Raw genomic sequence first — 24937 nt, 5'->3', positions numbered from 1 at the left:
AAATAAAAGGATTGAAAATGATACGAAAGGACGAACCGAACATGACAGACCAATTCGATTTATTTGAAATTAATAAGTTTTTTATACTCGGACGTCCAATTGTTTCCATCTTTCATAATGCACAAAATATGTATTCGATTGTGCGTGTGAAAATTCAAGAAACAAATTTGCAATATGAAGATAAAGAAATAATTGTTGTTGGTTATTTTCCACCGCTACAAATGGATGAGCAATACCGTTTTACAGGTAACTTAAAACAGCATCCCAAATATGGTGTGCAATTTCAAATTGAAACATTTACAAAGGAAGTACCAGCAACTGAGCAAGGGATTGTCCATTATTTATCGAGTGATTTATTTGTTGGCATTGGTAAAAAGACAGCCGAAACAATTGTTGATAAGCTTGGAGCCAATGCATTAAGGCTAATTTTGGAGGACCCTAATGCATTAGATGCTGTGCCACGCTTATCAGCAGAGAAAAAAGAAGTGATTCGTAGCACGATTGAGCAAAATCTTGGTTTAGAGCGTGTTATGATTCAGCTCAATGAGTGGGGCTTTGGTCCACAGCTTGGCATGAAAATTTATCAAACCTATCGTACAGAGGCAATAGAGCTACTGATGGAAAATCCATATCGTCTTATTGAAGATATTGAAGGGATTGGCTTCTTTCGAGCAGATGAGCTAGGAGCGAAGTTGGGGATTACAGGAAATCATCCTGATCGTGTCAAGGCAGCTATTTTGCATATATTAAATACAGCCGCTTTATCGGATGGACATGTTTATTTGGATGCAGAACATGTTTTACCTCTTGTGAAAGAAATGCTGGAGCAAAGTCAACAGCAGGAAATTCCATTTGAGGCTATTTCACAGGCATGTATTGAGCTACGAGAGGAAGGCAAGATATGCGGCGAAGAAACAAGATTGTATTTACCCTCTCTTTATTTTTCAGAGGTAGGTATTGCATCCAAAATAATAACGCTTATTGAACGGAATCGGAAGGCAGAACATTTTAGTAAGGATGAAATTCGCAAAGCAATTGGTGAAACAGAGGAGCTACTCAATGTCACCTACGCTGAAACACAAGCGAATGCTATTGAGCAGGCATTAAATTCAGCTGTAATGATTTTAACAGGTGGACCTGGCACTGGGAAAACAACGGTCGTACGAGGCATTGTTGAAGTCTATGCAAAGCTGCATGGGTTATCATTAAATCCAAAAGAATATGCACAAAAGGAACAGCCTTTTCCCATTATTCTTTGTGCACCAACAGGACGTGCTGCAAAACGCTTAGCTGAATCAACAGAGCTTCCTGCAATGACCATCCATCGTTTACTAGGCTTTACAGGGCAAGAAAAAGAAGAAGAAACAGAGCGGGAAGTGACGGGGAAGCTCATTATTGTGGATGAGATGTCAATGGTTGATACATGGCTTGCCCATCAGCTATTAAAAGCCTTACATGAGGATGTACAGGTTGTCTTTGTTGGCGATCAAGATCAGCTCCCACCAGTAGGTCCTGGGCAGGTGCTAAAGGATTTATTAGCATCGCAACAATTACCAACGGTTGAATTAACGGATGTTTATAGGCAGGCAGAAGGCTCAACGATTATTGAACTAGCCCATCAAATAAAAAAAGGTACGATTCCTAATAATTTAACGGTGAAAACAACGGATCGTTCATTTATTAAAGCATCAGCCGATCAAGTGGCAAATGTCGTTACGCAAGTGGTCAAAAGCGCTGTTGCAAAAGGACAAGAAATTCGTAATATTCAAGTGCTTGCGCCTATGTATAAGGGACCAGCTGGCATTGATAATTTAAATAAAATGATTCAAGAGCTGATTAATCCTAATGATACAGGTACACGCAAAGAGCTTATTTTTGGCGATACAACCTATCGCATCAAAGACAAAGTGCTACAGCTTGTCAATCAGCCAGAAAGCAATGTTTTTAATGGAGATATGGGAGAAGTTGTTAGTATTATTAAAGCCAAAGAAACGATTGAGAAGCAGGATTTACTTGTTGTATCCTTTGATGGCATCGAGGTTACTTACCAGCGCAGTGATTTGAATCAGCTAACACTCGCTTATTGCTGCTCTATCCATAAATCGCAGGGCTCTGAGTTTCAGACTGTGATTATGCCTGTTGTCAGAGGCTATTCGAAAATGCTACGCCGCAATCTTTTATATACAGGTATTACAAGAGCGAAAAATTTCTTGATTTTATGTGGGGAGCCTGATGTGCTGGCAGATGGCTTACAGCGTACAGATGACCTTCAGCGCTTTACATCCTTGCGTGCACGACTCAATCCAATGGATATAACGGAAGAGGTAGTGACAGTAGAGGCTATTGCTGTAGAGGGTATAGATCGAAAGGAGCCAGCATCCGCGGACTATAGGCTTACTGTCGAAACTGCCCCTTCTATTCATCCAATGATTGGTATGGATCATGTATCACCCTATGATTTTTTAGATGACTAACATTGTTTTAAGATAAACCCGATTAGCATATAGCTGATCGGGTTTTGCAATTCACCTACTATTTAGTTATTTCATATACTACATGAGTACAAAAACATAGAACTATTTAGGGGTGACAGCATGCCAATTCGAACAGGACAGCAATATATTGACCGTATTGATGCTTTAAAGTCGTATATTTCAATTGATGGGGACGTTATAACAGGGAAGGTGTCAGAGCATCCAGCCTTTAAAGGGGTTATGCAAAGTCAAGCGAAGCTCTTTGATTTACAACATCAGCAGGAGCTGCTTGAAACAATGACCTATGAATCGCCAACTAGTAAAGAGAGAGTCGGGATGTCCTTTCTTCAAGTGATAACGCCAGAAGACCTTGTAAAAAGGCGTTATGCTGCACAAGAATGGGCCTTATGTTCACATGGTTTTATGGGCAGAAGTCCTGATTATATGAATACAACATTAATGGCATTAGCCTCAGCATCCGACTTTTTAAAAGATAAGCCAAATTGTTTTCCAGAGCATTTACAACAGTTTTATGAGGATGCTCGTGAGCATGATTTAACAATGACACATACCTTTATAGAGCCTCAGGTTAATCGTAAACGGCTTTATTTTGAAGATGAAGAAGTAACCATTGCTGCTAAAATTGTTGGCAAAACAAGCAAGGGATTAGTGATAAAAGGGGCAAGGTTGCTTGCAACACAAGGCGGAATTACCGATGAACTGCTTGTCTTATCAACAAATGGCTATGATGAATGGAAAGCTTTTGGCTTTTCTATACCAAGTAATACGGAAGGTCTAAAGTTTTTATGTCGACAATCTTTTGTTGGTGGGGATTCGATCTTTGATCATCCATTGAGTGCTCGTTTTGAAGAAATGGATGCCATTGTTGTATTTGATAATGTTGTTGTCCCTTGGGAACGTGTTTTTTATTATGAAAATGTGGATGTTGCAAATCATTTTATGGATGTTAGCGGCTTTAAAGCCTATACATTACATCAGGTGCTTTCTCGTCAAATTGCGAAAACGGAATTTGTGCTAGGCGTTGTGCAGTCCATTGTCGATACCATTAATATTGGCGATTATCAGCATGTACAGCAAAAAGTGGTCGATATTATCGTCACGCTTGAAACGATGAAAGCATTGCTAATAAAATCTGAAATCGAAGCACAGCGAGATCAATTTGGGTTTGTTCGACCAAACCTAGCGACACTTCAAGTTGCTATTCAAATTTTTCCGAAAGCATATCCGACCTTTACGGAAATCATTCAATTACTTGGCGCAAGTGGCTTAATGTCTATACCAAGTGCACAAGCATTTGCCAAGGATGAGGGTAATCTTGCACACTACTTACAATCATTTCAGGATGATGGGGAGAAGCGGGTTCAAAAATTCCGTTTAGCTTGGGATTTAACAATGAGTAGCTTTGGTACAAGACAAACATTGTATGAACGCTTTTTCTTTGGCGATCCTGTTCGTTTATCATCTATGCTTTATCAAACCTATAATCGTATGCATTTAGTGCAAAGAGTAGAGGATTTTTTAAACAGCGATTAATTGCTCAAGATATAGAAGCATTCATTATCATTGTGCTGATTGACAGTGGAACTTATTTTTTTTATAATTTTCGGTAGAGCTATAGTAAAAACGATGATGGAACAAGTACGTATTTGTGCGTGTAGAAGAAAGGGATTTCTTGGCTGAAAAAATCCTCACAATAGCAAATACCGAAAGCTACTCCAGAGTGCAGCTAATCCCTGCCGTTCACTGACGTTACAAGTGCTAGAGAGGTAAGCATTTTTGCATGCTTACAACTAGGGTGGTACCGCGAGATTGTTACAAGTCCTCGTCCCTTTATTGGGATGAGGGCTTTTTTGCATATCTATCGTATTTTTACAAAACATTTTAGGAGGAATTTTTTTCATGAAAGCAGTAGATATTCGTCGTATGTATTTAGAATTCTTTAAAGAAAAAGGGCATCATCATGAGCCATCAGCACCGCTTGTGCCCATTAATGATCCATCATTGCTGTGGATTAACTCAGGTGTTGCTACATTAAAGCCATATTTTGATGGACGTGTGATTCCTGATAATCCACGTATTACCAATGCGCAAAAATCCATTCGTACAAATGATATTGAAAACGTAGGGAAAACAGCGCGTCACCATACATTTTTTGAAATGCTAGGGAATTTTTCGATTGGCGATTATTTCAAAAAGGAAGCAATTCACTATGCTTGGGAGTTTTTAACGGATAAAAAGTGGATGGGCTTTGACCCTGAGCTATTATCCATTACACTTCATCCTGAGGATCAGGAAGCTTACGATGTTTGGCATAAGGAAATTGGCATTCCAGAAGAGCGTTTAATTCGTTTAGAAGGAAACTTTTGGGATATTGGTGAAGGTCCATCAGGTCCAAACTCGGAGATTTTTTATGACCGTGGCGAAGAATATGGTTCAGATGAAAATGATCCAGAAATGTATCCCGGTGGAGAAAATGAGCGCTATCTTGAAATTTGGAACCTAGTGTTCTCACAATTTAACCACAATCCTGATGGCACTTACACGCCACTACCAAAGCAAAATATTGATACTGGTATGGGCTTAGAGCGTATTGTATCCGTTGTGCAAAATGTACCAACAAACTTTGATACGGATTTATTTATGCCGATTATTGAAAAAATTGAGGAATTTGCTAACCGTCAATATAAGCGTCCAGATGAAGTAGATTTAAATGAAATCTTTGGCTCAGAAGAGGATATTAATACACCATTTAAAGTGATTGCAGACCATATTCGTACAGTGGCGTTTGCGATTGGGGATGGTGCGCTTCCATCCAATGAAGGCCGTGGCTATGTATTGCGTCGCTTATTACGCCGCGCTGTTCGTTATGCAAAACAAATCGGTATTGAAAAGCCATTTATGTTTGAACTAGTGCCAACTGTGGGTAAAATTATGGAAGACTTCTATCCAGAGGTAACGGAAAAATGTGAATTTATTCAACGTGTTATTAAAAATGAAGAAATTCGCTTCCATGAAACATTAGACGGTGGTCTTGCCATTTTTAATGAGGTTGTAGAATCACAAAAAGCAGCTGGACATGATTATATTCCAGGTGCAGATGCTTTCCGTTTATATGATACGTATGGCTTCCCAATTGAATTAACGGAGGAGTATGCAGAAGAAGTAGGCATGAAGGTCGACCATGAAGGCTTTGAGGCAGCAATGGAGGAACAACGTGAACGTGCGCGTGCAGCTCGCCAAGATGTTGATTCGATGCAAGTGCAAAATGAAGTATTAGCAAACTTAACGGTTGCAAGTGAATTTGTTGGTTATGATACATTAACAGCAAATACAGAAATCGCGGCGTTGATTGTTGATGGTCAAGTAGCAAAAGTTGCCTCAGAGGGTCAGGAAGCGCTTGTTATTTTAGCAGAAACACCATTCTATGCTGAAATGGGTGGTCAAATTGCTGATAGTGGTACTATTTCTAACGATAGCTTTACAGCTGTTGTGAAGGATGTACAAAAGGCACCAAATGGACAGCCGCTTCATACTGTAGTTGTTGAATCTGGCGAAATGCATGTGGAAGATGCAGTCATAGCCGTTGTCAATCGTGATGACCGCAATTTAATTATTAAAAACCATACAGCAACACATATTATGCAGCGCGCATTAAAAGATGTATTAGGCGACCATGTCAATCAAGCTGGTTCATATGTAGGGCCTGATCGTTTACGCTTTGACTTCTCACACTTCGGGCAAGTAACAAAAGAGGAATTACAGCAAATTGAACGTATTGTCAATGAAAAAGTGTGGGATGATATAGAGATCGTAATTGAAGAAATGGGCATTGACGAAGCAAAGGCAAAAGGCGCAATGGCATTATTCGGTGAAAAATATGGCGATATTGTACGTGTTGTATCCATTGGAGAGTATTCAATTGAGCTATGTGGTGGTATTCATGTTAAACGCTCTTCTGAAATTGGCTTCTTTAAAATTGTGTCAGAGGGTGGTATCGGTGCAGGTACGCGCCGTATTGAAGCAGTAACAGGTAAAGTGGCTTATGAAACAATAAAAGAGGAAGAAGCATTATTAAATGATGCAGCAGCATTATTAAAGGCAAATCCGAAAGATATTGTGACAAAAGTACAAGCGTTACAAGCTGACTATAAAGAATTGCAACGTGAAAATGAAGCATTATCTCAAAAAATTGCCAATGCGCAAGCTGGTGCAATTGTTGATGCAGCTCAAACATTTGGTGATGTGACAGTGCTAGCTACAAAGGTAGAGGCAAAGGATAATAATCAACTGCGTCAAATGATGGATGACTTAAAAGCGAAAATGCCAAAAGCCGTAATTGTCCTTGGAGCAGTTGATGGTGACAAAGTTATGCTATGTGCAGGCATATCAAAAGATTTAGTTGGTGGCAATTATCATGCAGGAAATATTGTGAAAATGGTAGCTGAAGCTTGTGGTGGTAAAGGCGGCGGTCGTCCAGATATGGCGATGGCAGGCGCAAAAGATGCATCAAAACTTGATGAAGCACTACTTTCTGTGTATGATTATGTTAAATCCATTTAATTAATTCACCAAAACATGTTATAATAAAGAGAAATTGGAGATGAGCTTTGTTTGCACATCTCCTTATTTCTGAAAGCGAGGTGCTGGTCATGAGTTCATTTGATCAAACGATGAAATTTAATTTTCCAGAAGAATCAATGGAACAGGAAGTCAAGCAGGTAATGTTGAAAGTACATTCTTCATTAGAGGAAAAGGGATATAATCCTATCAATCAGATTGTTGGTTACTTACTTTCTGGTGATCCGGCGTATATTCCTCGCCATCAGGATGCTCGTAATTTAATTCGCAAGCTTGAACGTGATGAAATTTTAGAAGAGCTTGTTAAATTTTATATTAAAAAGAATAACGAGGACTAGAAATGAGAATTATGGGATTAGACGTTGGGTCAAAAACCGTTGGCGTTGCTGTTAGCGATGCATTAGGGTGGACTGCCCAAGGTATTGAAACCGTAAAAATTGATGAAGCTAACGAAGAATTCGGCATTGAACGTATAGCCCAGTTAGTAAAGGAGTATGCTATTACAGAATTTGTTGTAGGATATCCTAAAAACATGAATAATACGGTTGGACCACGTGGAGAGGCTTCTGAGCACTATAAAAAACTATTAGAAGAACATTTTTCTCTACCGGTTACATTATGGGATGAACGTTTAACAACAATGGCAGCTGAACGTATGCTAATTGAAGCGGACGTGAGTCGCAAAAAGCGTAAGCAGGTCATTGATAAAATGGCGGCTGTGATGATTTTACAAGGCTACTTAGATAGCAAAAATTAATTGATGAGGTGACAATGCATGGCACACGAGCATAACCATGAAGAAGAACTACATGTTCAACACATTACAGTGATTGACGAGAACGGAAATGAGCAGCTTTGTGAAGTAATTCACGTTCATGAATCTCCAGAGTTCGGCAAATCATACGTATTTTACTCAATGGTAGGCGCAGAGGAAGATGAAGATGGCTCAGTTGAAATTTTTGTATCTTCATTTGTACCATCTGAAAATGGTGAAGATGGTGAATTAACACCAATCGAAACAGAAGCCGAGTGGGATATGGTAGAGGATGTTTTAAACGCTTTAGAGGACGAATACGAAGATTAATCTTCTTTATTTTAAGGCTTGGAACAAGGATCGCAGCTTGCAGTCCTTGTTCCTTTTTTATGGAGAAGCTCTAGGGAAACCCCTCAAAAGTGAGAGGAAGCGCTCATAAAATGCGAGGAACCACTCAATTCAATAAAGGAGGAACGGAAATGAATGAAGAAGCACAAGAGTTTACAATTATCAGTGAGGATGGTAAGAAGCAGCAATGTCGTGTTGTATTAACATTTGATGCTGAGGAAAAATCCTATGTTTTATTTTCGATTTTGGATGACAATGGTCAGGAAATGCCAGGGGACCTTTCCGCAATGACATTTGATTATGATGACAATACTGGGGAAATGATAAATTTACGACCTGTGGAAACAGACTTAGAATGGGAAATGATTAATGAGGTTGTCTTAACGCTTCTTGATGAATTTGAGGAAGAGCCACAGTTTATTACTATAACAGATGAAGATGGCACAGAGCAGGTTTGTGAGGTAATGCATACATTTTCATCTGAGCAATTTGCTAAGTCTTATGTTTTATATACACCAGCAACGGATGAGCCGATTGATCAACGAGATGTATTTGCTGCACAATATATTGCTGGAACAAATGGGCATATTGAAGAGCTATTGCCGATTGAGTCAGATGAAGAGTGGGATTTTGTTGAAGAAGTATTAAACACTTTATAGTTTAAACAAATTCTATAAAAGCCCAAAAATCTGCTAACGAAAGTTGTTGGCAGATTTTTTACATATGCAAATTCTCCTGAATTGACGATTTCCGTTTGTCGTGAAAGTTGATTTCTAGTATGATATTGAATAGTGATAGGGGGGAAACCCGTGGATAACGGTTCAAAAAAACAAGAAATGTTTGCAAAAATGCAAGAAAGAAAATCTGAGGTAAAAATAGTGAGAAAAATCGTTGCAATTACTGCTATTGTTTTTGTACTGATTATAGGGATCGGTGGCTTACTTGGCTACAATTATGTTAAAAGTGCATTGAAGCCACTTGATCCTGATGCCACAAAAACAATTGCGGTTGAGGTACCAATCGGTTCTGGTTTAAGCTCTATTTCAACGCTATTAGAGAAAAAAGGTGTTATTAAAGATGCACGTGTCTTTAAATATTATGCAAAATTTAAAAATGAATCTCAATTTCAAGCTGGAAATTATGATTTAACACAAGCCATGACATTTGATGAGCTTATTGAAAGCTTAAAAACAGGGAAAGTATATCGTAAGCCTGTCTTTACAATGACAATTCCTGAAGGGTTAACGCTTGAACAGATTGGACAAATTATTGAAAAGAAAACACCATATACACAGCAGGAATTTATGGATTTAGTGACAAGTGATACATTTGTTCAGCAAATGATGGCAAATTACCCAGAACTTGTGACAGAGGCTGTGTTAGCGGAAAATATTCGCTATGACTTAGAGGGCTATTTATACCCAGCAACCTACTCTTATTATGAAGAAAAGCCATCTTTAGAGGCGATTGTAGAAGAAATGGTAGCGGCTATGAATAATGTGGTGAAAAATTACAATGATATTTTAGCGGAAAAACAAATGTCTGTGCATCAGTTATTAACATTTGCTTCATTATTGGAAGAAGAGGCGACTGCTCAAACAGACCGAGAAACAATTGCAAGTGTCTTCTATAATCGTATGAATACAGATATGCCACTGCAAACAGACCCGACTGTTTTATATGCACTTGGCGATCATAAAGATCGTGTGCTTTATGAAGATTTAGAGGTAGATAATGCCTACAACACTTATAAAAATAAAGGCTTACCACCTGGCCCTATAGCAGGCGCTGGGAAAACATCGATTGAGGCAACATTAAACCCAAGTGAAACAGAGTATTACTACTTCTTGGCAGATAAAGAGGGTGTCAACCACTTCTCGAAAACATATGATGAGCATTTACAAAAGGTTGAAAAATATTTACGCCAAGCAGAGTAAACACAAACATATAGTGTGATGATGTAGATTGAAGTTTCGTTTTAAGCTTTACTTCGCTTTTGCCTAGAAAAATGCTCTATACGAAAGTAAAGTAACCATGACAGTATGGTTGAACTGACAATAAAGTGAGGTAGCTATGTCATTGTTACCGAAATAGCAGTGACCAATTGTTTTTTATAAAAAAGTAGCGGATGCTTATGTAAAATGGTTGATTGGAGAGAAGACTGCGTGACTCCTAGCAGCTTAGCGGACACCACACGGTCATAATGGAGGTCAACCTCTTGCCTTATAAAAAGGCATTGTTGTGCTATTGACATAATTGTTTTTCGACAACATGCGATAGAAGGAAAGAAAAATAGCTTTCCTTCTATTTTCGTGCTATTATAAAGTGTGATTTTTGATCAATCTGCATTGCTATGTGGAATAAATATGCGTGGTGGCAATTGTTTGAGCATCATCCAAACAATTGCTCATTTTTGTATGGGTAAGTACCAAGACTTTATGTTTGGTCTTTTTCTTTTTGTTAAATGATGAAGTACAGACAACGGCAAAATGCACGTTGCCTTTTAAATGAGGGTGAAACAATGGAATTATCAGATGCATATATACAATCATTTATCCAGCCACGTAATACATTGCTTTTAGAAATGGAAGCATATGCGGAGGAGCATCATGTACCAATTATGCAGCTAGCAGCTATTGATGCATTAAATCAGCTGTTACGTATTCAAAATCCGTCAAAGATTTTAGAAATAGGCACAGCAATTGGGTATTCTGCAATCAGAATGGCAGAGGCATTGCCAAATGTGCAAATTGTTACAATTGAGCGTGATACAGAGCGTGTCACAGCAGCAAAAGCGTATATTGAACGCTCAGCTGTAGCAGATCGCATTACGGTCATTGAGGGAGATGCTTTAGAGGTGGATGATCAAGCCATTCACACAACATTTGATGCTGTTTTTATTGATGCCGCAAAGGGACAATATCAGCGCTTTTTTGAAAAATATGCGCCTCTCGTAGCATCAGGTGGTGTTCTATATATCGACAATATGTATATGCATGGCTTATCAGATTTAGAGTTAAAGGATGTACCACGTCGTAAGCGTACAATGATTCGCAATTTAAAAAACTTCACAGAATGGATTATGCAGCACCCCGATTATACAAGTGCTTTTTTACCAGTCGGTGATGGTTTATTATTATGTTTGAAGAGGTGACTACTATGAAAAAACCAGAATTGCTTGTAACACCACAATCAATAGAACATATAAAAGCACTTTTAAATGCTGGAGCAGATGCTTTTGTTATTGGTGAACAACAATTTGGTCTACGACTAGCAGGAGAATTCTCTGTTGATGAAGTGGAAGAAGCGACAAAGCTTATTCATGCAGCAGGTAAAAAAGTATATGTGGCAGTCAATGCACTGTTCCATAATGACAAGCTAGAAGCTCTTGCGAATTATTTAAAAGAAATGCAACGTATCGGTGTGGATCGTTTAATTTATGGTGATCCAGCCGTTCTAATACTTCGTCGTGAGCAAGGTGTTACAATTCCACTACATTGGAATCCAGAAACAATTGCTACGAACTGGTTTACAGCTAATTATTGGGGCAAGCGTGGTGCGACTCGTGCCGTTTTAGCCCGTGAGCTTTCACTGGATGAAATATTAGAAATTAAGGAAAATGCGGAAGTCGAAATTGAAGTGCAGGTACATGGGATGACATGTATGTTCCAATCAAAACGCCCATTACTAGGACATTATTTCTTATATCAAGATAAAGTAATGGAAATTGAGAATCGCCATGAAAATCGCAATATGTTCCTGCATGATGATGAGCGCAATAATAAATATCCAATCTATGAGGATGTCAATGGCACACACATTTTCAGTCCAAATGATATGTGCGTCATTGATGAGCTTGGTGAATTATTTGAAGGTGGCATTGATGCGCTAAAAATTGAGGGCGTTTTACAAACACCAGAATATGTGGTCACAGTAACAGCAGCTTATCGTCAAGCTATTGATACTTATTTTGATGAATCAGAAGAAGCGTATGAAGAGATAAAGGATGAGTTATTGGCAAAAATTGAAGCGATTCAGCCAGCTATCAGACCTTTAGATACAGGCTTTATCTTTAAAGAAACAGTTTACTAGGAGGAGGCAATAACATGGCATTAGCATTAGAACAAAATGACAAAATCCGTGAGATTGTCGACGGTAAACGTGTCATTACAAAAAAACCAGAGCTACTTGCCCCAGCAGGTAGCTTAGAAAAATTAAAAGTAGCGGTTCATTATGGAGCAGATGCTGTTTTTATCGGTGGACAAGAGTTTGGTTTACGCTCCAATGCAGATAACTTTACGATTGAAGAGATGCGTGAAGGTGTGGAGTTTGCTAATCGATATGGTGCAAAAATTTATGTCACAACAAATATTTTTGCACACAACGAAAATATGGCAGGCTTAGAAGATTACTTAAAAGATATTGAATCTGCCGGTGTAACAGGTATTATTGTAGCAGATCCATTAATTATCGAAACATGCCGTACAGCAGCACCTAAGCTTGAAATTCATCTTTCTACACAGCAATCATTATCGAACTGGAAGGCTGTGCAATACTGGAAGGAAGAGGGCTTACACCGCGTTGTACTAGCGCGTGAAGTAGGTGGCGAAGAAATGAAGCTAATGAAGGAAAACGTCGATATTGAAATCGAGGCTTTTGTTCATGGTGCGATGTGTATCGCTTATTCAGGTCGCTGTGTGCTATCCAATCATATGACAGCTCGTGACTCGAATCGTGGTGGCTGCTGTCAATCATGCCGTTGGGACTATGATTTATATGAGCTGGAAGAGGGCGAAGAGAAAGCGCTTTTCGATGATAATCATGCACCTTTTGCAATGAGCCCGAAAGATTTAAAATTAATCGAAGCCATTCCTCATATGATTGAGCTTGGTATTGATTCGTTAAAAATCGAAGGTCGTATGAAATCGATTCACTATGTGGCAACAGTTGTTTCTGTTTATCGTAAAGTGATTGATGCTTATTGTGCTGACCCTGACAACTTTACAATTAAACGTGAGTGGTTAGAGGAGCTAGACAAATGTGCTAACCGTGATACAGCGGAAGCATTCTTCCATGATGCACCTGGCTTTGAGGAGCAAATGTTTGGTGTGCATGGTCGTAAAACAACCTATGAGTTTGCTGGTTTAATTTTAAATCATGACCCAGAAACAAAAATCGTTACAATGCAGCAACGAAATTATTTTAAACCTGGTGATGAGGTGGAGTTCTTTGGTCCTGAAATCGACAACTTCCGCTTTACAATGGGTGAAATATGGGATGAGGATGGGAATAGCTTAGATGCAGCTCGCCATCCATTACAAATTGTGAAATTCAAATGCGACACACCTTTAAAGCCGCATAACATGATGCGAAAGGAGAATCGCTAAATGGTAGTGAAGCGTCCTGTTGTTATTGGTATTGCGGGAGGCTCATGCTCAGGTAAAACGAGTGTAACGCATGCCATTTATGATGTTTTCCGTAACCATTCCGTAGTTGTCATTGAACAAGATTTTTATTATAAAGATCAAAGTCATTTAACATTTGAAGAACGTTTAGGCACAAACTACGACCATCCATTAGCTTTTGATAATGATTTATTGATTGAGCATATAAAAAAATTATTAGCACGTCAGCCAATCGACAAGCCTGTTTATGATTATGTGCAACATACAAGAGCGCAGGACGTTATTCATGTCGACCCAGTAGATGTGATTATTTTAGAAGGTATTCTTGTGTTAGAGGATGCAGGTTTACGAGATTTAATGGATATTAAATTATTTGTAGATACGGATGCGGATTTACGCATTATTCGCCGTTTAATGCGCGATATTAAAGAGCGTGGACGTACAACGGATTCTGTGATTGAACAATACTTAACAGCTGTTCGTCCAATGCATAATTTATTTATTGAACCAACGAAACGTTATGCTGATATTATTATTCCTGAAGGTGGGGATAATGAAGTTGCGATTGATTTAATGGTAACGAAAATTAAAACTATTCTTGAAACTGATAACGTATTGTAATAAGATAGAGTGGTGTTGACAATATTTTCATGCATATTTAAAAAGGCTATGCATACTATTAGGTCAAAGCGTAATTTGAAAAACGTTTAAAAATAATAAAATTCGATTAAATGCTCTCCTATAGCATTTAGTCGAGTTTTATGTTTTTATATTGAAGAAATAAGGAGTGAAGGACTTTGGCAAATGAAAAACAATACCCAATGACAGCTGAGGGAAAGCGTAAATTAGAAGAAGAATTAGTGAAATTAGAAACGGAAACACGTAAGGAAATCGTAGAACGTATTAAAATAGCACGTGATTTCGGTGACCTTTCTGAAAATGCTGAGTACGATTCAGCAAAAGAGGAGCAAGCCTTTTTAGAAGGACGTATCTCTACATTAAAATCAATGATTCGTAATGCTGTAATTATTTCTGAGGATGAAACAGATAACAGTGTTGTATCATTAGGGAAAACGGTTACATTTGTTGAAATTATTAATGGTAAGCCATCAACAGAGGAAGAATCATACACAATTGTAGGTTCAGCAGAAGCGGACCCGATGGAATTCCGTATTTCTAATGAATCTCCAATTGCTAAAGGTCTGCTTGGGCGTGGTGAAGGTGAAGAAGTAGCAATCCAAACACCTGGTGGCGAAATGAAAGTAAAAATTCTTTCTATTAAATAATGATGTAGATGTACAAGCGGTTGGTCTTTCTTTTGTTAGAAAGGCTGGCTGCTTTTTATATGCTTTCATTGGCAGGATTGAAATTATGGGTATAATTATTTTGCAAGTGCTGTCGAACTTGATAGAATATTGGCTAGAGAGGGGGAAATATTATGAGTGAACGACAAACTCGTAGTAGTCGTCATTTGCAGCCATCTCGTAATAAAAAGCTAGATAAACTATTAAATGTTTTAATTGGTATTGTAGTCGTACTAATTATACTAACGGCAACCTATGTGTTTAAATGGCAAGATGATGCAGAACAAGCAACAAAGGATGAACCGCAACAAGAGGCAAAGAGCGGTGATAAAGAAGACCAGAAGGATGTTGATGAAGAGCCTATTAAAGAGGACGATCAAGATATTGCGGTAGATGAAGAACCTCTAGAGGAGGAATCAGAGGTAGAGCCTGAAGCACCTCAGGATAAGCAAGATACACTAGAAGAATCTACATCGGATGACCCAATCGTTGATAAGGTGATTACAAGTAAACATTGGCAACCAACGCCTACAACACAAACAGGACAGCATGTATCTTCTTATGATGATAAATCTGTGGACTGGGCTGAAAAGGTGGCAACCGTAACAACGGTAACAGGCATTGATGAAAGCAATATGATTATTTGGCGTATGCAAAATAATGGTGGTCCTAATTCAACATTGGCTGTTGTTTCCACAAATGATAAATCGCAAATATATCGTGTGAGCATGGAATGGGTAGATAATGAAGGCTGGTTGCCTGTAAAGCTTGAGCAACTCAATACATTAGAAGGCGCCTATTAACGAAAATCATGTCTTTGCTTACTTTTAACTTATTCAGTGAATGCTTTGCCGTTTACTGAATAGGTTAAAGCCTCTGGCGCATGCAATGTTGTCGAGGCATAATTGATAACAAAAGCATAATAAAGAAGGGAAGAAATAAAAACATGAAAATAGCAGTAATTGGCGCAATGGAAGAAGAAGTAGAGCTACTACGTGCAGCATTAAACGATGCGCAAAGTACAACGATTGCAGGCAGTGAATATACAACAGGTACATATGAGGGTAAGGAAGTTGTCTTATTGAAAAGTGGTATTGGTAAAGTAAATGCTGCTATGTCCACGACAATACTTTTACATGAATTTAAGCCTGATGTTGTCATTAATACAGGCTCTGCAGGTGGCTATGATGAGAATCTTGAGGTTGGTGCAGTCGTTATTTCGGATGAAGTACGTCATCATGATGTAGATGTTACAATATTTGGCTATGAAATTGGACAAATGGCAGGGATGCCAGCAGCCTATCCATCAGATGAGGGCTTAATAAAGGTTGCTGAGGAGGCTGTAAAGGCTGTAGGCGAGCGTCAGTATGGCATTGGTTTAATCTGCTCAGGGGATACGTTTATGCATGATCCTGTGCACGTAGAAACTGTACGTCGTCATTTTCCTCAAATGAAAGCTGTAGAAATGGAAGCGGCTGCGGTTGCACAAGTATGCTATCAATTCGCGACACCTTTTGTTGTTATTCGCGCGCTATCAGATATTGCAGGGAAGGAATCAAATATTAGCTTTGATGAATTTTTACCAATTGCTGCAAAGCATTCAACACAGGTCGTGCTAAAGGCCATTACCGCTTTATAAACTACACAAAATAGTCAAAATGTGCTGTTTTCTCTGTGAGAAAAATCACAGTTTATCGAAATGATACATGCTACACTATTAGCAAGGAATCTCTTTATGGGAGGTAGTTAGTATGTTATTTTTAACAGCGGGTGTTGTGATTATTACAGCCTTAATCGGCTCACTGATTTCAGTGGAATTAACAGAATCAACGCACTAGAACGATGTAGAATAAGAAAGGCTCCCTTGTGATGGTTGCAAGGGAGCTTTTTATATGCGGGCTATTCAATCGATTTTTGATCGCGTTTATATAATTGATAGAGTTTGATAAGCGCTCGCTTTTCAATACGAGATACATAGCTACGAGAAATATTTAAGCGGGCAGCAATTTCCTTTTGTGTAAGTGCGTCCTGCTGATTTAAACCATAGCGAAGTGTGACAATTTCGAGTTCACGTTCATCAAGCATATCTAAATAGCGATAGAGCTGTGCAACATGCTCCTTATGCTCAAGCTTTTCTGTAGCACTTTCCTCATCACATTGTAGTAAATCTCGAATTTGCAAAGCATTGCCGTCTTTATCCGTACCAATTGGTTCAAACAATGAAACATCTTTTTGTACTTTTTTCTGTGTGCGTAGATGCATTAATATTTCATTTTCAATACAGCGTGCGGCATATGTGGCAAGCCTTGTTTTTTTATCAGGCGTATAGCTTTCTACAGCCTTCATAAGACCAATTGTGCCAATTGAAATATAATCATCAAGCTGCTCATGCTTTGGATGGAATTTTTTTACGACATGCGCAACAAGCCTCATATTACGCTCTATTAGGTCAAGACGTGCCTGCTCATCACCACCTAAAAATCGTTCAATACAAGCAGCTTCCTCTTCTTTTGAAAAGGGTTTATGGAATGTTTGCCCCTTTAAATAGCCAAGTAATGCAGGAAGCTCAAACCATAACTGCAACATAGATGTAAAAATTCCGCTCATTGAATGATGTCATCCTTTCCCCATTTTTCGACAGTATATGTTTAAAAGCAGCGGGAAATGAAAAAAAGTGCAACAGCAAATGTGCTGTTACACTTTTTTTAGTGTAAATGTACTGATCATCAATAAAGCTAAAATGGGAAAAAGGAAAAGATAAAATGCCGGGTGGAACGTACCTACTGCAAAATACGTTAATGTTAAGAACGTACCTGCAGCTGTAATTGGTAAGCCTGTGAAATAGCCGTTTGTATCGCTAATATTAAAGCGAGCTAACCGCATTGCACCACAGACAATAAATAAGATGGTCATCATCATACCGACAAAACCAAAATCAACTAAAACAACTTCATACATTAATAATGCAGGCGCCACACCAAATGATATAATATCACTCATAGAATCTAATTGTTTACCTAACTCAGACACTTGTCCAAGCGCTCTCGCTACCTTACCATCGTAGCGATCAAGAAGCGCTGCAATAAAGATAAACAAGACACTATAGCTATAATATTCATGTAAAGTGGCCATAATAGCCGCTCCTCCAAAGGACATATTACTAATTGTGATGAAGTTAGCTGCGTGCGATTTCATTTTCTTAACCGTGGTATCCACCAACTTGTGATAAAAAAACAAGGGGGATCACTCCTTTGACTTAAGATATTATACCATTATACTTCGAATGCAAAAAAATTGACAGTCTAAATTAATAGATAGGGGTTTTACAGATATGAAAGAAAAACTATACCAAAGCTTAATAGAACTAACGAATGGTAAGCAATCCTCTCATCTTTTGCAAGCAATTGCAAAGGCAAGGTGGAGTAAACGCATTATTCCAAGCTATATGAAACTATACGATATTAACCTTGAAGAAGTTTCAAAAAAACCACAACAATTTTCATGTTTACACGATTTTTTTACAAGAGAGCTGCTGGAGGATGCTCGACCAATTGAAGAAAATCCAATGATCTATGCTAGTCCTGTAGATGCCAAAGTGGAATCCTTTGGACGTATTGAATGGGATATGACATTTCTTGTAAAAGGTAAGCCCTATGCATTACAGGATTTACTTGGCAATACAGAACGTGCTGCGCAATATGCGGATGGTCATTTTATTGTCTTTTATTTAAGTCCTGCTGATTATCATCGCATCCATAGCCCAATTGATGGGGAGGTTATTCGTCAATATACACTAGGGCAAAAATCGTATCCTGTAAATCAATTAGGTCTTACATACGGTAAAAAACCAATTTCGCATAATTACCGTTTAGTAACAGAGTTGAAAGCTACCAACAATCAGCATGTTGCCTTTATCAAAGTGGGTGCTACGTTTGTGAATTCCATTGTGCTAACAAATACCACATCCAAATGGCGTAAGGGGCAGGAAGTTGGTTATTTTTCATTTGGCTCAACCGTTGTGATGTTATTTGAAAAAGGTGCGATTGAGTTTACAGATAATGTTGTGCAAGGAAGCCCAATTCGAATGGGTGAAGCCTTCGCAAATATGCTATAATGGTCGAATAATACGTTAAGATTAGGGGTCGCTATTTTGTACAATTTTTTATTACCAAATGAATTTGTCACAAATATTTTTGCTATTACACCAGAAAAACTACAAGAATTAGGGATTAAAGGCATCATTACAGATTTAGACAATACGCTTGTAGAATGGGATCGCGCAGATGCAACAGAGGAGCTGACGATCTGGCTGCGCATTATGAAAGAATCAGGTATTCGTGTTATTATTGCATCGAATAACAATGAGGCGCGTGTGAAACATTTTGCTGAGCCATTAGGCATCCCGTATATTCATAAAGCCAAAAAGCCGCTTCGCAATGCTTTTTATAGTGCCATTATTCAATTAGGCTTACGTCCTAATGAAATTGTGATGGTGGGCGATCAGCTGCTTACAGATGTGATGGGTGCCAATCGCTTAGGATTATATACCGTATTAGTGAAGCCTGTTGCACAATCGGACGGGCTTGTGACAAAGTTTAATCGCTTTGTCGAACGTCGCGTGTTTAATGATTTAAAACGTAAAGGAATAATAACTTGGGAGGAACAAGAATGATTGAAATGCCAAATTGTATTGGCTGTGGTACAACGATTCAAACAGAAGATCAAACAGCAGTTGGGTATGCACCCCCATCATCATTAGAAAAGGATGTGGTCATTTGCCAGCGTTGCTTCCGTTTGAAAAATTATAATGAAATTCAACCAGTGTCATTAACAGATGATGACTTTTTACGTATTTTAAATGGTCTTGGTACACAGCAGGGCTTAATCGTAAAAATTGTTGATATTTTTGATTTTAATGGAAGCTGGCTACCTGGGTTACACCGATTTGTCGGTAAAAATCCTGTCTTATTAATTGCCAATAAAGCTGATTTATTGCCAAAGTCTGTAAAGCCGAAAAAGGTGATTAACTGGCTAAAGCGTGAAGCAAAGGCGCTAGGGCTTCAGCCTGTAGATGTCCTATTAGTCAGTGCCCATAAAGGCAAAGGCATGGTGGAAGCAATGGAAGCTATCGACGAGTACCGTCAAGGACGCAATGTTTATGTTGTTGGCTGTACAAATGTTGGGAAATCCACATTTATTAATCGTATTATTAAACAGGCTACAGGGGAGGGTGAAGTGATTACAACATCCCATTTCCCAGGCACGACTTTAGATATGATTGAGATTCCATTGGATGATGGTAGTGCATTATATGATACACCTGGTATTATTAATCACCATCAAATGGCTCATCATATTGATGCTAGTGAATTAAAATATATTATGCCGAAAAAAGAAATTAAGCCAAAGGTCTACCAGCAAAATGCAGGACAAACCTTATTTATTGGGGCATTGGCGAGATTTGATTTTATTCAGGGAGATCGCTCTGCATTTACTGTACATGTAGCCAATGATTTGCCAATTCATCGGACAAAGCTTGAGAAAGCAGATACATTGTATGCAGAGCATAAAGGAGAGCTGCTAGCACCACCAACAGCCGATTTTATTGCCCAGCTACCACCACTTGTGCGCCATGAATTTTCCATTAAAGAAGCTAAAACGGATGTGGTGATTTCTGGGTTAGGCTGGATTACTGTTCAGCATGCCAATGTTGTTGTTGCAGCGTATGCGCCAAAAGGTGTGCAAGTGTCCATTCGTCCTTCACTTATTTAAAGAGAGCAAAGGAGTTAGAGCATGAAAAAATGGTTTGCAGTTATTGGTGATCCGATTGAACATTCTAAATCACCAGCTATGCACAATGCCTGGTTTGAGGAGATGGGTATTGATGCAACATATATTCCTATCCATGTATCGCCTCACCAGCTAGCATCAGCCGTTGCAGGTTTAAAAACATTAGGGGCAAGCGGCTGGAATGTTACAATCCCGCATAAAACAGCGATTATTCCCTATTTAGATGAGCTGGATGAGCTGGCACAAAAAATGGGTGCTGTTAATACGGTGGTGCGTACACAAGAAGGCAAGCTGAAAGGCTATAATACAGATGGAATAGGCTTTGTACGCTCATTAGAGGAGGCTGTTGGTACAGACCATAAAAATAGACCTGTGCTGCTTGTTGGTGCTGGCGGTGCTGCGCGTGGCATTGCCTTTGCAATGCAGCAGCAAGGCTATTGCGATTTAACAATTGCTAATCGCACAGTGGCAAATGCACAAGCGATTGTGGATGAGATGGAAATGGGCCGTGCAATGTCATTACAAGAAGCGGAGGAAACATTAGCTGATTTCAGCATTATTGTGCAAATGACATCGGCTGGTCTTGCTACGGGCAATTTTTCAATGCCATTTTCGTTAGATCGGCTTACAACAGAAGCAATTGTTGCAGATATTGTGTATAATCCATTAATGACGCCTTTTTTACAAGCGGCAGAAGAACAGGGAGCAACAATTGTCACAGGCTTAGGCATGTTTGTGCATCAGGGAGCAATTGCCTTTGAGCACTGGCTAGGAAGCTATCCAAATACAAATTCAATGATTGTGCAGTTAAAGGCGCAATTAGGAGGAAACTAATTTTTATGTTAACAGGTAAACAAAAACGTTTTTTACGTGCGGAAGCACACCATTTAACACCTATTTTCCAAGTGGGAAAAGGCGGCGTTAATGATGAAATGACAAAGCAAATTCGTGAGGCATTAGAAGTACGTGAGCTAATTAAAGTGCGTATTTTAGATAACTGTGAAGAAGATAAACATGCTGTTGCAGAAGCGCTTGCAAAGGGCGCACATGCAGAGCTTGTCCAATTAATTGGTCTTACAGTTGTTTTATATAAAGAATCACGCAATCATAAAAAGATTGTCTTACCAAAAGCAGCAAAGTAAGGTGAAGCAATGAAACGGGTCGGTTTATTAGGGGGCACATTTAATCCACCGCATATGGGGCATTTATTGATGGCAAATGAGGTTTACCATGCGCTAGAGCTTGACGAAATCCGCTTTATGCCCAATGCCATCCCACCACATAAGCACATCCACAATGATGCTGGCAATATCGAACGGCTGGAAATGCTAAAGCGTGCCATTCAGCCATTCCCTTATTTTTCAATAGAGGCGTATGAGGTGGAAAAGGGCGGCGTATCCTATTCTTATAAAACGCTGTCAGCATTGTGCAGGCGAGAGCCACATGTGCAGTTTTACTTTATTATTGGTGGCGATATGATTGATTCACTTCATACCTGGTATTGTATCGATGAGTTAGTAAAGCTTGTGCAATTTGTTGGTGTAAAGCGTCCAGGGACAGCTGCTAAAACGGCGTATCCTATATGTATGGTGGAAGTGCCTCAAATCGATTTATCGTCCACACTGATTCGTCAACGTCTTGCAACTGGTGGAACCGTCACATTGTTACTACCAGAAGCAGTGGAAGCTTATATACGAGAGGAAGGTCTTTATGGGACGCGAGCAGTATTTAGCAGCGATTAAGCCAAGAATGCCTGAAAAACGTTATATTCATACAATCGGTGTAATGGAAACCGCAATCGAGTTAGCACAAAAGTATGGCGAAGATGTGAAAAAAGCCGAAACAGCCGCAATCCTCCATGATATTGCGAAATATGCAGACATTGAATGGATGGAGAATATCGTTCGTGATCAACATTTAGATGCAAGACTCCTTGGCTGGGGTAGTGAATTACTACACGGTCCAGTGGGTGCATATATCGCACAAAGTGAGTTTGGTATCACAGACGAAGAGCTGTTGAATGCTATTCGTTTCCATACAACAGGACGCGCTCATATGAGCCGTTTAGAAAAAATTATTTTTGTCGCAGATATGATTGAACCAAACCGTCGATTTGATGGTGTTGATCGTTTGCGAAAAAAGGCGAAAAAAAATTTGGATAAGGCGGTTAGTGCATGTGTACGCCATACATTGGCTTTTTTAATTGACACAAAGCAGCCCATTTATCCGTTATCAATAGAATGTTATAACGATATAATGAACAGAGAGGATAGTGAAGGATGACTTCAACTTTATTACAAGCAACGTACAAAGCAATCGACGATAAACATGGTGAGGATATTGTCGTATTAAATATGCAGGGCATTTCTCTTTTAGCGGATTATTTTATCATTGCACATGGTAATTCAGATCGCCAAGTGCAAGCAATTGCTCGTGAATTACAAGATATCGCTGAACAGCAAGGCTATGAAATCCGCCGTATAGAGGGCTTTGATGCAGCTCGTTGGGTGCTTGTAGACTTAGGCGATGTAGTAGCGCATATATTCCATAAGGATGAGCGTGTTTATTATAATTTAGAGCGTCTATGGGGCGATGCACCGCAACTAGACATGCCAGAGGCTTAAGTGTGAGTAGTTACGAACGCTTTGCATATGTTTATGATAAGCTACAAACTGATATTCCTTACAATCGTTATGTAGATTGGGTTGTACAGCATGCACCAAGCGATCAATATCCGACATTATTAGATATTGGTTGTGGTACGGGTGTACTAAGCTTGTTATTTGCACAGGCTGGCTATCAGGTCAGCGGACTTGATTTATCAGAGGAAATGCTATCCATTGCAGCAGCGCGCTTTGCAAATGTAGGATATAGTGTGCCGCTGTATTGTATGTCAATGGATGAGTTAGAAGGCTTTGAGGCGCTGGATGTTGTGACAATTGCGATTGACTCCCTCAATTATATTGTGGAGGAGCAGGCTGTTTATACAACATTAGCGCGTATTTATAATGCTTTACGAGATGGGGGTCAGCTATTTTTCGATGTCCACTCATTATTTAAAATGACTGAAATCTTTTTAGATGGGCCGTTTACATATGATGATGGTGATATTAGCTATGTATGGCATACAGAGCCTGGTGATGTTGAGCATTCTGTGATTCATCAAATGACCTTTTATGTACGAGAGTCTGCCAGTGATTTATACGAACGCTTTGATGAGGAGCATATTCAGCGAACTTTCCCAGTCACACAATATATGACTTGGCTTCGTGCAATTGGCTTTAGCGATGTGGAAATAACAGCAGACTTTACGGCTGATGCACCCGAAGATGACAGCGAGCGCATTTTTATTCGTGCAGTGAAATAAGAAGAGAAGTGGTCACACTGTGATGGTGCAGTGTGGCTTTTTATTTTGTAGACGGATAGAGAGAGCAAAGTGACGGATAGCATGACAAAAATTCGCTCAATAAAGACGATCATGACATCTTTTCAACAAACACATGATCGTGTATGATGGAGTTAACTCCATATGATTACCTTTTGCAATGAAAGGATGGTACGATGTTCCAAACCTTATGGCAAAAGTATAGAAAAAGTATGCTATTCCCCAGCGTACTAGTAGTCAGTGGCATTTTTTACTTCTATTTTTCAAATGTTAACTCTTCACCTCCCCAAGAAGAGCTTATCGAACAAATCCAACCTATTGAAGAAATCAAGGATACTGAACCTGCTGAGGAAGCGGTTGAGCAGCAGGTATTTGTAGATATAAAGGGCGCTGTCATGCATCCAGGTGTTTACGAGCTACAGCCAGATCAGCGCATTATCGACGCTGTACAGCTTGCAGGTGGCTACACACAGGATGCTGACACCCAGCTTATTAATCACGCGCAAAAAGTACAGGATGAAATGGTTATTTATATACCAATAAAGGGTGAGAAGCTAGATGACATTGCTTCTGCTATTTTAACAATGCCTGTACATGGAACAGCACAGACGGAGAGTAATAGTAAGGAGCAAAAAATCAATATCAATCAAGCAGATGCAGTAGCATTAACAACATTGCCTGGCATCGGTCCGTCTAAAGCTCAAAGCATTCTCGCTTATCGAGAGGAAAATGGTAGCTTCCAAACGATTGAGGATATGAAGAACATTAGTGGCATTGGTGATAAAACCTTTGAAAAGCTCAAGGATTTGATTACCGTAAAGTAACGAGTGATATTGACGCGTCTTTTCCAAAAGGGCTACACTAGAGTAGAAAACAAG

General features: G+C 39.2%; 27 protein-coding genes and 1 other annotated feature. Of the genes, 25 read left to right on the top strand and 2 right to left on the bottom strand.

Annotated features, from left to right (window positions below; translation table 11 throughout):
* The first annotated feature begins 41 nt into the window (after window positions 1-41).
* The 15 genes from recD2 to mtnN all read left to right on the top strand — a co-directional run bounded on the left by recD2 (window position 42) and on the right by mtnN (window position 16523).
* Window positions 42-2474 (top strand): SF1B family DNA helicase RecD2, encoded by a 2433-nt coding sequence (recD2, locus tag ACIQVU_RS11485; protein ID WP_402895607.1) that lies wholly within the window; start codon window positions 42-44, stop codon window positions 2472-2474.
* Window positions 2475-2594: 120 nt separating this feature from the next.
* Window positions 2595-4028 carry a 4-hydroxyphenylacetate 3-monooxygenase, oxygenase component gene (gene hpaB / locus ACIQVU_RS11480; RefSeq protein ID WP_340806634.1) on the top strand — a complete coding sequence of 478 codons (1434 nt, stop codon included), beginning with the start codon at window positions 2595-2597 and terminating at the stop codon, window positions 4026-4028.
* A gap of 84 nt (window positions 4029-4112) precedes the next feature.
* Window positions 4113-4328, top strand: a binding site (T-box leader).
* A 66-nt stretch (window positions 4329-4394) separates the two neighbouring features.
* Window positions 4395-7055, top strand: coding sequence for an alanine--tRNA ligase (gene alaS, locus ACIQVU_RS11475; RefSeq protein WP_340806633.1), 2661 nt, complete (start codon window positions 4395-4397; stop codon window positions 7053-7055).
* Between the two features lie 89 nt (window positions 7056-7144).
* The gene (locus ACIQVU_RS11470) at window positions 7145-7411 is read left to right on the top strand and encodes an IreB family regulatory phosphoprotein (protein ID WP_004226839.1); all 267 of its coding nucleotides are present in this window, start codon (window positions 7145-7147) and stop codon (window positions 7409-7411) included.
* A gap of 2 nt (window positions 7412-7413) precedes the next feature.
* Window positions 7414-7830 (top strand): Holliday junction resolvase RuvX, encoded by a 417-nt coding sequence (gene ruvX / locus ACIQVU_RS11465; RefSeq protein WP_340806627.1) that lies wholly within the window; start codon window positions 7414-7416, stop codon window positions 7828-7830.
* 18 nt (window positions 7831-7848) lie between these two features.
* Window positions 7849-8157 carry a DUF1292 domain-containing protein gene (locus ACIQVU_RS11460; RefSeq protein WP_016994165.1) on the top strand — a complete coding sequence of 103 codons (309 nt, stop codon included), beginning with the start codon at window positions 7849-7851 and terminating at the stop codon, window positions 8155-8157.
* Between the two features lie 149 nt (window positions 8158-8306).
* Window positions 8307-8834: a DUF1292 domain-containing protein gene (locus ACIQVU_RS11455; RefSeq protein ID WP_340806626.1), complete on the top strand. Its 528-nt coding sequence runs from the start codon at window positions 8307-8309 to the stop codon at window positions 8832-8834.
* A 150-nt stretch (window positions 8835-8984) separates the two neighbouring features.
* Window positions 8985-10112 carry an endolytic transglycosylase MltG gene (mltG, locus tag ACIQVU_RS11450; RefSeq protein ID WP_402895600.1) on the top strand — a complete coding sequence of 376 codons (1128 nt, stop codon included), beginning with the start codon at window positions 8985-8987 and terminating at the stop codon, window positions 10110-10112.
* Window positions 10113-10696: 584 nt separating this feature from the next.
* A complete protein-coding gene (locus ACIQVU_RS11445; protein WP_340806624.1) occupies window positions 10697-11329 on the top strand; it encodes an O-methyltransferase in 633 nt (210 codons plus the stop codon).
* 5 nt (window positions 11330-11334) lie between these two features.
* Window positions 11335-12267 carry a peptidase U32 family protein gene (locus ACIQVU_RS11440; protein WP_340806622.1) on the top strand — a complete coding sequence of 311 codons (933 nt, stop codon included), beginning with the start codon at window positions 11335-11337 and terminating at the stop codon, window positions 12265-12267.
* A 14-nt stretch (window positions 12268-12281) separates the two neighbouring features.
* Complete coding sequence (locus ACIQVU_RS11435; RefSeq protein ID WP_340806620.1) at window positions 12282-13562, top strand: peptidase U32 family protein; 1281 nt, start codon at window positions 12282-12284, stop codon at window positions 13560-13562.
* A complete protein-coding gene (udk, locus tag ACIQVU_RS11430) occupies window positions 13563-14201 on the top strand; it encodes a uridine kinase (RefSeq protein WP_340806619.1) in 639 nt (212 codons plus the stop codon).
* Window positions 14202-14377: 176 nt separating this feature from the next.
* Window positions 14378-14866: a transcription elongation factor GreA gene (gene greA, locus ACIQVU_RS11425; RefSeq protein WP_053996239.1), complete on the top strand. Its 489-nt coding sequence runs from the start codon at window positions 14378-14380 to the stop codon at window positions 14864-14866.
* 152 nt (window positions 14867-15018) lie between these two features.
* A complete protein-coding gene (locus ACIQVU_RS11420; protein WP_340806616.1) occupies window positions 15019-15687 on the top strand; it encodes a YrrS family protein in 669 nt (222 codons plus the stop codon).
* 143 nt (window positions 15688-15830) lie between these two features.
* On the top strand, window positions 15831-16523 hold the full coding sequence (gene mtnN, locus ACIQVU_RS11415) for a 5'-methylthioadenosine/S-adenosylhomocysteine nucleosidase (protein WP_402895594.1): 693 nt from the start codon (window positions 15831-15833) through the stop codon (window positions 16521-16523).
* 260 nt (window positions 16524-16783) lie between these two features.
* On the opposite strand, the gene sigK is transcribed toward mtnN, so the two are convergent.
* Window positions 16784-17491, bottom strand: coding sequence for an RNA polymerase sporulation sigma factor SigK (gene sigK, locus ACIQVU_RS11410; protein ID WP_340806614.1), 708 nt, complete (start codon window positions 17489-17491; stop codon window positions 16784-16786).
* Window positions 17492-17578: 87 nt separating this feature from the next.
* A complete protein-coding gene (gene pssA / locus ACIQVU_RS11405) occupies window positions 17579-18079 on the bottom strand; it encodes a CDP-diacylglycerol--serine O-phosphatidyltransferase (RefSeq protein ID WP_340806612.1) in 501 nt (166 codons plus the stop codon).
* Between the two features lie 136 nt (window positions 18080-18215).
* Between pssA and ACIQVU_RS11400 the strand changes: the two genes are divergently transcribed.
* The 10 genes from ACIQVU_RS11400 to ACIQVU_RS11355 all read left to right on the top strand — a co-directional run bounded on the left by ACIQVU_RS11400 (window position 18216) and on the right by ACIQVU_RS11355 (window position 24883).
* Window positions 18216-18998 (top strand): phosphatidylserine decarboxylase, encoded by a 783-nt coding sequence (locus ACIQVU_RS11400; RefSeq protein WP_340806610.1) that lies wholly within the window; start codon window positions 18216-18218, stop codon window positions 18996-18998.
* Between the two features lie 36 nt (window positions 18999-19034).
* Window positions 19035-19556, top strand: a complete 522-nt coding sequence (locus tag ACIQVU_RS11395; protein ID WP_340806609.1) for a YqeG family HAD IIIA-type phosphatase — start codon at window positions 19035-19037, stop codon at window positions 19554-19556.
* Window positions 19553-20656, top strand: a complete 1104-nt coding sequence (gene yqeH, locus ACIQVU_RS11390; protein WP_402895589.1) for a ribosome biogenesis GTPase YqeH — start codon at window positions 19553-19555, stop codon at window positions 20654-20656. Before ACIQVU_RS11395 ends, yqeH begins: the two co-directional genes overlap by 4 nt.
* Before the next feature lie 21 nt (window positions 20657-20677).
* Window positions 20678-21508 (top strand): shikimate dehydrogenase, encoded by an 831-nt coding sequence (gene aroE, locus ACIQVU_RS11385; RefSeq protein WP_402895587.1) that lies wholly within the window; start codon window positions 20678-20680, stop codon window positions 21506-21508.
* 5 nt (window positions 21509-21513) lie between these two features.
* Window positions 21514-21816 (top strand): ribosome assembly RNA-binding protein YhbY, encoded by a 303-nt coding sequence (gene yhbY / locus ACIQVU_RS11380; protein ID WP_340806606.1) that lies wholly within the window; start codon window positions 21514-21516, stop codon window positions 21814-21816.
* A gap of 9 nt (window positions 21817-21825) precedes the next feature.
* Entirely contained in the window at window positions 21826-22416 is a 591-nt protein-coding gene (locus tag ACIQVU_RS11375; protein ID WP_340806605.1) for a nicotinate-nucleotide adenylyltransferase, read from the top strand.
* Window positions 22385-22957: a bis(5'-nucleosyl)-tetraphosphatase (symmetrical) YqeK gene (gene yqeK, locus ACIQVU_RS11370; protein WP_340806604.1), complete on the top strand. Its 573-nt coding sequence runs from the start codon at window positions 22385-22387 to the stop codon at window positions 22955-22957. Before ACIQVU_RS11375 ends, yqeK begins: the two co-directional genes overlap by 32 nt.
* The gene (rsfS, locus tag ACIQVU_RS11365; RefSeq protein ID WP_402895581.1) at window positions 22954-23298 is read left to right on the top strand and encodes a ribosome silencing factor; all 345 of its coding nucleotides are present in this window, start codon (window positions 22954-22956) and stop codon (window positions 23296-23298) included. The genes yqeK and rsfS overlap by 4 nt, the downstream gene beginning before the upstream one ends.
* Before the next feature lie 2 nt (window positions 23299-23300).
* Window positions 23301-24041: a class I SAM-dependent DNA methyltransferase gene (locus tag ACIQVU_RS11360; RefSeq protein ID WP_340806600.1), complete on the top strand. Its 741-nt coding sequence runs from the start codon at window positions 23301-23303 to the stop codon at window positions 24039-24041.
* Between the two features lie 194 nt (window positions 24042-24235).
* Complete coding sequence (locus ACIQVU_RS11355) at window positions 24236-24883, top strand: helix-hairpin-helix domain-containing protein (RefSeq protein WP_402895577.1); 648 nt, start codon at window positions 24236-24238, stop codon at window positions 24881-24883.
* The last annotated feature ends 54 nt before the right edge of the window (window positions 24884-24937 follow it).

It is taken from the genome of Lysinibacillus sp. NPDC098008, assembly GCF_044760715.1.
Lineage (GTDB): Bacteria > Bacillota > Bacilli > Bacillales_A > Planococcaceae > Lysinibacillus.
This window is presented reverse-complemented; position numbering and strand designations above follow the sequence as displayed.

What these genes read in the sequence shown, in the direction of transcription:
- recD2 (WP_402895607.1), top strand. Translation starts at nt 42, where the DNA reads ATGACAGACCAATTCGATTTATTTGAAATTAATAAGTTTTTTATACTC.
- hpaB (WP_340806634.1), top strand. Translation starts at nt 2,595, where the DNA reads ATGCCAATTCGAACAGGACAGCAATATATTGACCGTATTGATGCTTTA.
- alaS (WP_340806633.1), top strand. Translation starts at nt 4,395, where the DNA reads ATGAAAGCAGTAGATATTCGTCGTATGTATTTAGAATTCTTTAAAGAA.
- ACIQVU_RS11470 (WP_004226839.1), top strand. Translation starts at nt 7,145, where the DNA reads ATGAGTTCATTTGATCAAACGATGAAATTTAATTTTCCAGAAGAATCA.
- ruvX (WP_340806627.1), top strand. Translation starts at nt 7,414, where the DNA reads ATGAGAATTATGGGATTAGACGTTGGGTCAAAAACCGTTGGCGTTGCT.
- ACIQVU_RS11460 (WP_016994165.1), top strand. Translation starts at nt 7,849, where the DNA reads ATGGCACACGAGCATAACCATGAAGAAGAACTACATGTTCAACACATT.
- ACIQVU_RS11455 (WP_340806626.1), top strand. Translation starts at nt 8,307, where the DNA reads ATGAATGAAGAAGCACAAGAGTTTACAATTATCAGTGAGGATGGTAAG.
- ACIQVU_RS11445 (WP_340806624.1), top strand. Translation starts at nt 10,697, where the DNA reads ATGGAATTATCAGATGCATATATACAATCATTTATCCAGCCACGTAAT.
- ACIQVU_RS11440 (WP_340806622.1), top strand. Translation starts at nt 11,335, where the DNA reads ATGAAAAAACCAGAATTGCTTGTAACACCACAATCAATAGAACATATA.
- ACIQVU_RS11435 (WP_340806620.1), top strand. Translation starts at nt 12,282, where the DNA reads ATGGCATTAGCATTAGAACAAAATGACAAAATCCGTGAGATTGTCGAC.
- udk (WP_340806619.1), top strand. Translation starts at nt 13,563, where the DNA reads ATGGTAGTGAAGCGTCCTGTTGTTATTGGTATTGCGGGAGGCTCATGC.
- ACIQVU_RS11420 (WP_340806616.1), top strand. Translation starts at nt 15,019, where the DNA reads ATGAGTGAACGACAAACTCGTAGTAGTCGTCATTTGCAGCCATCTCGT.
- mtnN (WP_402895594.1), top strand. Translation starts at nt 15,831, where the DNA reads ATGAAAATAGCAGTAATTGGCGCAATGGAAGAAGAAGTAGAGCTACTA.
- sigK (WP_340806614.1), bottom strand. Translation starts at nt 17,491, where the DNA reads ATGAGCGGAATTTTTACATCTATGTTGCAGTTATGGTTTGAGCTTCCT.
- pssA (WP_340806612.1), bottom strand. Translation starts at nt 18,079, where the DNA reads ATGAAATCGCACGCAGCTAACTTCATCACAATTAGTAATATGTCCTTT.
- ACIQVU_RS11400 (WP_340806610.1), top strand. Translation starts at nt 18,216, where the DNA reads ATGAAAGAAAAACTATACCAAAGCTTAATAGAACTAACGAATGGTAAG.
- yqeH (WP_402895589.1), top strand. Translation starts at nt 19,553, where the DNA reads ATGATTGAAATGCCAAATTGTATTGGCTGTGGTACAACGATTCAAACA.
- aroE (WP_402895587.1), top strand. Translation starts at nt 20,678, where the DNA reads ATGAAAAAATGGTTTGCAGTTATTGGTGATCCGATTGAACATTCTAAA.
- yhbY (WP_340806606.1), top strand. Translation starts at nt 21,514, where the DNA reads ATGTTAACAGGTAAACAAAAACGTTTTTTACGTGCGGAAGCACACCAT.
- ACIQVU_RS11375 (WP_340806605.1), top strand. Translation starts at nt 21,826, where the DNA reads ATGAAACGGGTCGGTTTATTAGGGGGCACATTTAATCCACCGCATATG.
- yqeK (WP_340806604.1), top strand. Translation starts at nt 22,385, where the DNA reads ATGGGACGCGAGCAGTATTTAGCAGCGATTAAGCCAAGAATGCCTGAA.
- rsfS (WP_402895581.1), top strand. Translation starts at nt 22,954, where the DNA reads ATGACTTCAACTTTATTACAAGCAACGTACAAAGCAATCGACGATAAA.
- ACIQVU_RS11355 (WP_402895577.1), top strand. Translation starts at nt 24,236, where the DNA reads ATGTTCCAAACCTTATGGCAAAAGTATAGAAAAAGTATGCTATTCCCC.